This is a genomic window from Maribacter spongiae, from assembly GCF_047345125.1.
In the GTDB taxonomy this organism is placed as follows: Bacteria; Bacteroidota; Bacteroidia; order Flavobacteriales; family Flavobacteriaceae; genus Maribacter.
In genome coordinates, this window is the sequence record NZ_JBLFEQ010000020.1 from 1 (window position 1) to 8,742 (window position 8,742).

At 35.0% G+C, this 8,742-nt stretch carries 6 protein-coding genes and 1 pseudogene; all 7 read left to right on the forward strand.

The features are described from left to right. A partial coding sequence (locus tag ACKWB9_RS15525; protein WP_414003929.1) for an IS3 family transposase occupies window positions 1–702 on the forward strand: 702 nt, incomplete at its 5' end. 85 nt (window positions 703–787) lie between these two features. Beyond that, window positions 788–928: pseudogene (locus ACKWB9_RS15530) on the forward strand (IS982 family transposase); the annotation flags it as partial. 403 nt (window positions 929–1,331) lie between these two features. After that, a complete protein-coding gene (locus ACKWB9_RS15535) occupies window positions 1,332–2,513 on the forward strand; it encodes a glycosyltransferase (RefSeq protein WP_414003930.1) in 1,182 nt (393 codons plus the stop codon). Between the two features lie 532 nt (window positions 2,514–3,045). After that, the gene (locus tag ACKWB9_RS15540; protein ID WP_414003931.1) at window positions 3,046–4,878 is read left to right on the forward strand and encodes a heparinase II/III domain-containing protein; all 1,833 of its coding nucleotides are present in this window, start codon (window positions 3,046–3,048) and stop codon (window positions 4,876–4,878) included. Window positions 4,879–4,904: 26 nt separating this feature from the next. Further along, the gene (locus ACKWB9_RS15545; protein WP_414003932.1) at window positions 4,905–6,113 is read left to right on the forward strand and encodes a glycosyltransferase family 4 protein; all 1,209 of its coding nucleotides are present in this window, start codon (window positions 4,905–4,907) and stop codon (window positions 6,111–6,113) included. 64 nt (window positions 6,114–6,177) lie between these two features. Next, window positions 6,178–7,296 (forward strand): non-hydrolyzing UDP-N-acetylglucosamine 2-epimerase, encoded by a 1,119-nt coding sequence (wecB, locus tag ACKWB9_RS15550; protein ID WP_414003933.1) that lies wholly within the window; start codon window positions 6,178–6,180, stop codon window positions 7,294–7,296. 4 nt (window positions 7,297–7,300) lie between these two features. Then, window positions 7,301–8,518: a UDP-N-acetyl-D-mannosamine dehydrogenase gene (gene wecC, locus ACKWB9_RS15555; RefSeq protein ID WP_414003934.1), complete on the forward strand. Its 1,218-nt coding sequence runs from the start codon at window positions 7,301–7,303 to the stop codon at window positions 8,516–8,518. Window positions 8,519–8,742: the final 224 nt, after the last annotated feature.

Genomic DNA, 8,742 nt, shown 5'->3' on the forward strand with positions numbered 1-8,742 from the left:
ATAGCTTCCGTAAGGGTGCGTTATGGGTTCTGGCGCATCCATATCCTTTTGAGAAGGGAAGGTTTTATGGACAACCACAAGCGCATGTACAGGGTCTATTGCGAGGAAGGTCTGAACCTGAGGAGCAAGAGGCCAAGGCGCAACCGTTCTCCGGCTCATAGACAACCAAGTGAAGGCAATGCCTCTAGTTTAAATGAATGCTGGAGTATGGATTTCGTCAGTGATCAGCTCTATAACGGTAATCGGTTCAGAGCCTTAACTGTAGTGGATAACTATAGTAGAAAATGTTTGGCGATCTGCGCGGGAAAGTCGCTCAAAGGAAGTGATGTCGTACAGGTCATGGAAACTATTACTTTTGGGAACGAAATACTCCCGAAACGTATCAAAGTGGATAACGGAAGTGAGTTTATCAGCAAGGTATTGGACAAGTGGGCGTACGAGAACGGGGTGGAACTAGACTTTTCAAGACCAGGAAAACCAACGGACAATCCTTTTATCGAGAGCTTCAACGGTTCTTTCAGGGACGAATGTTTAAATGCCAATTGGTTCTTTTCCCTAGAAGATGCACAGGAAAAGTTCGATATTTGGAGAGCCGATTACAACAGCTTTAGGCCGCACAGCTCGTTGGGAGACATGTCCCCCAACGAATACATCGATATGAATGAAAATAGCCCGGATTCTCTAGTTATGACCAGTACCTAATTATGGGAGGAGGTCAATAATCTAAAAATAATTGATTTTTAAACTGTACGAAAAACAGGGAAGCCTTCAGAAAGGGGAAGGCTACATTCGGAGGAACTACGCAAAGACATTTGAAGGGTTCAAGACAAGGGTGCTGTCCAAAATCACTGCCTTGACAATGGTTCAGTTCGTTAACAGGTTCGTCTTTGATAGAAATATAAACAACATTAAAATCAGCATTGTTTAAAATGCACAATGGGTCCTATTTACACTTAAAAGAAACTGAACTCAGATATAATTACCATAATGAAAGTTTGTATAAATTAGTCATAGATAATTTAAGAAAAATCCGCTTAAGTTATTACGACCCTTTAGTAATCATTCAAATAAACAATATAATTTTGATTCAAAAATACTATTGTATGCTATTTCTTCATATATGCAATGACTTTTGGGGAAATAATATTGAAGAAAAAATATACTTAAGTTTTTACAATTTAAACGATAATAAACTGTTTTCTATCTGGTCCGAAGAATAAAATATGAATTTGAAAATATATTATTAGGTGCCTTTTTAGTTTGAATAATTATATTTCGGATATTATAGTTATAATAATTGGGAAGGCCTTTAATCTTTCAAACACCAAAACATGAACCATTTGGATAAACCTATAAAAAATGTGGCGATAATATATCCATACTTTGCCCATTATAGATTACCCGTCATTCGAGAACTGTTAAAATCGCCTAACTTAAATTACACCTTGGTTTCGGATCCTATTTCCAGTAACGATATCAAGAAAATAAATCCTGATTTGGCTAATAGAGATGTAGCGGATGGAGGTCTCAACTGGAAATTTGTAAAAAACAGATGGATATATAAGGAAGTGCTACTTTGGCAATCCGGGTTATTGCAGTTTTTACGGAAAGAAAAGTTTGACAGTGTTATTTTCTTAGGTAACGCATACTATCTTTCTACATGGTTAGCAGTCTTTTATCTTAAACTTACAGATAAAAAAGTATATATGTGGACCCATGGCGTAATATCCAAAAGAAAGGGATGGAAATGGAAGCTTAGGAAGGTTTTTTATGGCTTAAGCGATGGGGTACTCCTATACGGTCATAAGGCCAAGGCAATAATGATCAAAAATGGCTTTCCGGAAAGAAAACTTCATGTTATTTACAACTCAACAGGAAGTGTTGATGATTTGATCAGGAACAATGAGATCACTATTGAAAAACGGAAACAAACTAAACAGCAGTTATTTAAGTATCCGGATTTACCCATAATCATATTCGTAGGTCGGCTTACATATGTCAAAAAATTAGATCAAATCCTCCAAGCAGCTCATATTTTGGTCGAAGAGGACTTCAAAATTAATGTACTCTTCGTAGGAGATGGCGAGGCCCGAAAAGATTTGGAAAGCTTAGCCCAATGCCTAAACCTTACCAATTATTGCCATTTTTATGGAGCTAGTTTTAAGAATGAAGAACTTGAACAATTGTTTGATATCAGTAGCCTTTGTGTATCTCCAGGTGAAGTGGGATTGACAGCAATGTCAGCATTAGGCAATGGGATCCCTGTACTGTCCCATGATGATTTCAATTACCAAATGCCTGAATATGAAGCTATTGAACCTGGTGTCAATGGTATGCTTTTTAAAAGAAATTCAATTTTCGATTTGGCTTTAAAAACTAAGCAATGGATTGTTGAAAATAGAGACACGTCAGAAGAATTAATGAGAAGTAATTGCAATAAAATCATAAGGGAAAAATATAATGCTGAATACCAGGCTGAGTTAATAAATACTATACTCCTTTCTAATAAGTAAATTTTTTCTTTATCATTCCTGTAAATCATTGAAATATAGAGGAGTTTAATCATTTTTAAAAGCATTTCATCTCTTTACCAATTATTCAACCTGCAAAATTTCTGGAGCACATTTGAGATACAAAAAAACAGGGCAGCAAATTAAAGGATTAAATTTACTTATATAACATGAAGAAATTTTACATCGGAATTCAAGTTCAAAGTCGTATTGGATGCCTTATCGTAGTGTTACAGCACCCAAGAACTGATTAGGAAGTATGAATAGCTCCTTTTTTCAACATCACATTTGTTTTTAAAGAAAACTATTCTAGATATTGGGGTAATTATAATACTAATAAGTCTAAACAATCGTTTTGATGTTCAAACGCATCTGTTCATCCAAATTTTTGAAGTTATTATCTGATTTCTAAAGTTATTAATTATATCCTAATTAAGTTTGCCTTGAATTTTGATAAACCAAATAATAAACCTTATAAGGTATTCCCTTTACTTTGAAAGTTCTTAGACTATTAAATATTATTCGAAATATGGGTATGCGCTATACCTTATTCCGATTATGTTATGAAATCCGCAGGAAAACAGGACTTTTAAAGTTTATATTTCCTATACAACCTGAATTCGTTGATTGCACTTTAACCTTGGATGAATGGAAAAAGAATACTCCAAAATTTTTCTTTGAATCGAAAGAATCATTGAAAATCTCCAAGAATCAGCATTCCAAACTTCAGGAAACCTATAACGATATTCATAATGACACCTACACTTTTTTCAGCAGAACAAAATTATCATTGGGAAAAGACTTCAATTGGGTTACAAATCCAGAGACCGGATATCAATATGAATTAAAACACTGGTCTAAAATAGTAGATTTATCAAGAGAAGCTGGGGACATAAAGTATGTATGGGAGAAAGCGCGATTTTCTTTCTTATACGATATTATTCGTTATGATTATCATTTTGACAAAGATTGCTCCAAATTAGTATTCGGTGAGATTGAATCTTTTTTGATTCATAACCCAATAAACTTGGGGCCCAACTATAGATGCAGTCAGGAAATAAGTTTAAGGGTTCTTAATTGGACGTTTGCACTTTATTATTATAGAAATTCTAAAGAGTTAACGGAGGAAAGGTTTAAATCTATTATGAATGCCATCTACTGGCAGTTACATCATGTATACAACAACATCAACTTCTCTAGAATTGCTGTACGAAATAACCACGCTCTAACCGAAACACTAATGCTCTTTCTGGGAGGTATACTATTTCCGTTTTTGCCCAATACCAAAAAATGGTCTGTAAAAGGTAAAAAGTGGTTCGAGGAAGAAATCGCTTATCAGATTTATGAAGATGGAACATTTCTGCAGTTTTCCATGAATTACCATCGGGTTGCCATTCAACTACTCACTTGGGGGATTAAGCTTGGTGAGCTTCATAATTCTAAGTTTAATTCAACAGTATATAAAAGGGCTAAGAAATCTCTATACTTTCTAAGGCAATGTCAAGACCATCAAAGTGGAAAACTTCCAAATTACGGGGCAAATGATGGCGCACTTTTTTTCAAGCTAACTAATGATGATTATCGGGTATATACATCACAATTAAATGATTTAAGTGCCATATTGTTTAATGAAGTTTCAAAACAAGACGAAAGTCAACAATGGTATGGAGTAACTAATTCAAAAGTAATTACTCAAGAATATAACAATCTGGCCTCTTTTCCTTTGGGTGGAAATTTTGTTATCAATGACGGTTCAACCAAGACTTTCATTAAATGTGCACAATACAAAGACAGACCGGGAGATGCGGATAACTTACATGTGGATATCTGGCTAGATGGCGAAAACTACATTTGGGACACGGGGTCCTATAAATACAACACTACGGAGGAATGTGGTGAGTTTTTCGGAAGATGCCAAGCACATAATACAGTGTCTTTGGATGGTAAGGAGCAGATGCTAAAAGGAAGTAGGTTCATTTGGAATTATTGGACCAAAAAAGCAAAAGCCAACCTTTCAGAAGCCACTAATTCCTATGTATTTAATGGTCAATTTCAAGGATTCCCTGAATTGGGAAATAAAATCGTTCATAAAAGGTCACTAAGTAAAAAGAAGGGTCAGAACAAATGGACTATTTTAGATTCAATCAAAAATGCTGAAAATTTAACCGCACAACTTTATTGGCACTTCAATCCGAGAACATACAAACAAATTGATATTATTTGTCAAGATGGTGATGGAAACCTTCTTAATCCGGTAATTGAAGAAAAATGGTGCTCTAATTATTATGGGGAAAAAGAACCTTCAATTAGGCACACCTATAGTTCAGAAACTGGTTTTGAAACAACTATTGAAATTAAGTCAAAATGAGGATATTATTAGTACATCAATATTTTGTGGAAAAAAATCAAGGTGGAGGCCTCCGATTTAATGAAATGACCAAAGTTTGGGCAGAGGAAGGACATGAAATATCTGTGATAGCTGGTATGTTGGATGGATCAACAAAGTTGAATCCTAGATATAAAGGGAAGTTTTTCTATTTGGAAAAAGATTTTGAAAAAAACACGGATGTCTATAGATGTCATGTATCAGAACAATATGATGTGAGTTTTTTGGGAAGGTTGTGGGCCTATTTTTCTTTTGTTTTTTCAAGTACCTGGGCGGGTTTATTTTTGGTGAAAGGTAAATATAATGCCCTTGTCGTCACCTCTCCTCCTCTTTTTGTAGGAATTACTGCTTACATATTATCGAAATTGAAAAGAATACCACTTATTTTTGAAGTACGGGATTTATGGCCGGAATCTGCCATAGATACAGGTGTAATTAGGAATTCAACTTTAATAAAGTTCTCATATAAATTTGAGGCTTTCATATATCGGAATTCTAACCTAATCAATGTTCTTACCCCCGCCTTTAGAGAAGCGCTAATAAAGAAAGGCGTTCCAAAGGAAAAAATCATTTATATTCCAAATGCTGCAGATTTCAGCTTAGCAGAAAAGGTTGCGGAAAGTTTTAACCGCGATACGTTCAGAAAGGAAGAAGGAATTGATGATAAGTTTGTAATCACCTATATAGGTGCCCATGGTATCGCAAATCATTTAATTCAACTAATCGATGCAGCTGAAAAGCTTGCCGACACCAATGTCCTCATACAACTTATCGGAGAAGGCCCCACGAAAGCCCTGTTAATTGATGAGGTTAAAAAACGAAACTTAAACAATGTTCGATTTATTGGATTCGTGGACAAGGCAACAGCTTTCAAATATATACTCGCGTCTGATTTGGGTACAGCAGTATTAAAAAAGGTTGATGCCTTTAAAACCATTTATTCAAACAAAACTTTTGACTATATGTCTTGTAAAAGACCTATTCTTTTGGCAATTGATGGTGTTTCAAGAAAACTTATAGAAGATGCCCAATGTGGTGTTTTTGCAGAACCCGAAAATGCTGATGATATAGCAGAAAAAATCCGGAGTTATCTCAGGGGTGAGCACAATATAATTGAACAAGGTCTAAATGGGTATAATCATGCGAAAGAACATTTTGATAGAAATAAATTGGCACTTAAGTATTTGAATGAAATTAAAAAAATTGCTCGTAAATAATATATTGTTTCAAAAGAACTAATACAGACAAACTCTTAGTAAAACAAAAAGAAATCTTTCATCAATGAAAAAAAAGAATCTTATAATTTTTGGAACGCGACCAGAAGCCATTAAAATGGCTCCATTAGTAAAAGAGTTTAAGAAGTCTAGTGCTTTTGAAACTAAGGTTTGTGTAACAGCACAACACCGCGAGATGCTAGACCAAGTACTTGATTTTTTTGAAATTACGCCAGACTATGATTTAGATTTAATGAAACCTGGGCAAAATCTTTATGGACTAACAGCAGCAATTATAACAGAGCTTCAACCCGTATTAGAATCGTTTAAGCCAGATTTTGTATATGTACATGGTGATACAACAACTACCATGGCTGCAGGTATCGCTGGCTTCTATGCAGGAGCAAAAATTTGCCATGTAGAAGCTGGGCTACGTACCTTCAACAAATATGCTCCTTTCCCTGAAGAGATTAATAGATCTATTACTGGCCGAATTGCGGACTACCACTTTGCTCCTACTACAACCTCTCAAGAAAATTTACTCAGAGAAAACATAGCTAAAGCGTCTATTTTAATTACTGGAAATACTGTTATTGACGCACTTTTAGAAAGTTCTTCGAAAGTGCAAAACTTGGAGGACAACGAAATAGAAGAGCTGAAGCAGACCTTAGACTTTGATAAAAAAATTGTTTTGGTAACTGGGCACAGAAGAGAAAATCATGGACAGGGTTTTATAAACATTTGTAATGCTTTAAAAGAAATAGTGGCTAATAACCCAGATGTACAAATTGTTTATCCTGTTCACTTAAACCCAAAAGTTCTTAAGCCGGTACATGAAATTTTAGGAAATCTTTCTAATGTAAAACTAATTAAGCCACTAGCCTATCCGGCCTTTGTTTGGTTAATGAATAAGGCAGAACTTATTATTACGGATAGTGGAGGTGTACAAGAAGAAGCACCTAGTTTAGGTAAGCCAGTATTGGTAATGAGAGATACTACAGAAAGACCAGAAGCAGTAGATGCGGGCACCGTTATTTTAGTAGGAACAAATACTAAAAAAATAGTTAGCGAGGCCAATAGCCTACTGACAAATGAAGATAGATATAAATCCATGAGTAAATTACATAACCCTTATGGAGATGGAAAAGCCTGCAAGAAAATTGTAGAATACATTAAAAATCTTTAAAATAATGAAAAATCCAGAAGTAAATATTATAGGACTTGGTTATATTGGTTTACCAACTGCCGCACTAATATCACAAAATGGCACCCATGTACACGGTGTAGATATTAACTCAGATGTTGTAAAAACAATCAATGAGGGGAAAATTCATATCGTAGAACCCGATTTAGACGAAGCGGTTTCCGAGGCCGTTTCAAAAGGATTTCTAAAGGCGAGTACAGAAGCTGTAATGGCAAATACCTATCTAATCGTGGTGCCCACGCCTTTTAAAAATAATCATGAGCCAGATATTTCCTATGTGGAGTCTGCTACCAAAAATATTATACCTCTATTGAAAAAAGGAGATATGTACATCATCGAATCAACTTCACCAGTAGGCACCACTGAAAAAATGATGAACTTCATCTATGAAGAAAGGCCTGAATTAAAAGGAGAGGTTTATATTGCATATTGTCCAGAAAGAGTATTACCAGGTAATGTGATGTATGAACTTGTAAATAACGACCGTGTTATTGGAGGAATCGATGAAAACAGTACAAAAAAAGCTGTCGAGTTTTATCGTAAATATGTTACTGGAGACCTACATGAAACTAATGCACGAACTGCAGAAATGTGTAAATTAGTTGAAAATTCATCTCGAGACGTTCAAATTGCTTTTGCAAATGAGCTTTCGCTTATATGTGATAAGGCCGATATTGATGTTTGGGAATTAATTAATCTAGCCAATAAACACCCAAGAGTAAATATCTTGCAGCCTGGATGTGGCGTTGGGGGTCATTGTATTGCCGTTGATCCTTATTTTATAGTTGCTGAGTACCCTATGGAATCTAGGATAATTGGAAAAGCCAGAGAGGTAAATAACTATAAATCTTTCTGGTGTGCTGAAAAAATTGTTTCAACCAAATTAGAATTTGAACTACGTCATGGGAGAAAACCAAAAGTTGCTCTTTTAGGATTAGCATTTAAACCGAATATTGATGATTTAAGAGAGTCACCAGCTAAATATATAGTACAACGTGTCTTACAAGATTCTAATAACGAAGATTATTATATTGTTGAACCTAATATTGATAATCATAACGTATTTAAACTAACTGATATTTCCGTTGCTGTTGAAGAAGCAGATATCATCGCTATTTTGGTTGCGCATAAGGAATTTGCAGTATTAAATAAACTTGACGATAAAGTTATTTTAGATTTTAGCGGAGCCTTGAAAAAATTATAAATCGCTATTACTAATAAATGCTTAAAATAAAAAGGATTGGGTTTTTGTAGAACACACCCCTTTTTTGCATAGTAAAAGTTCTAAATTGGGACATTCAGAATTGACCTCCTCCCGCTAAACCGGACAGTTTAAAAGTAGAGAATATCGGGCGAATAAATGTTTAACTTTAAACAAGTATTTGCTTATGAAACGATCAAAGTATTCGGAGTCGCAGATCGTATTTG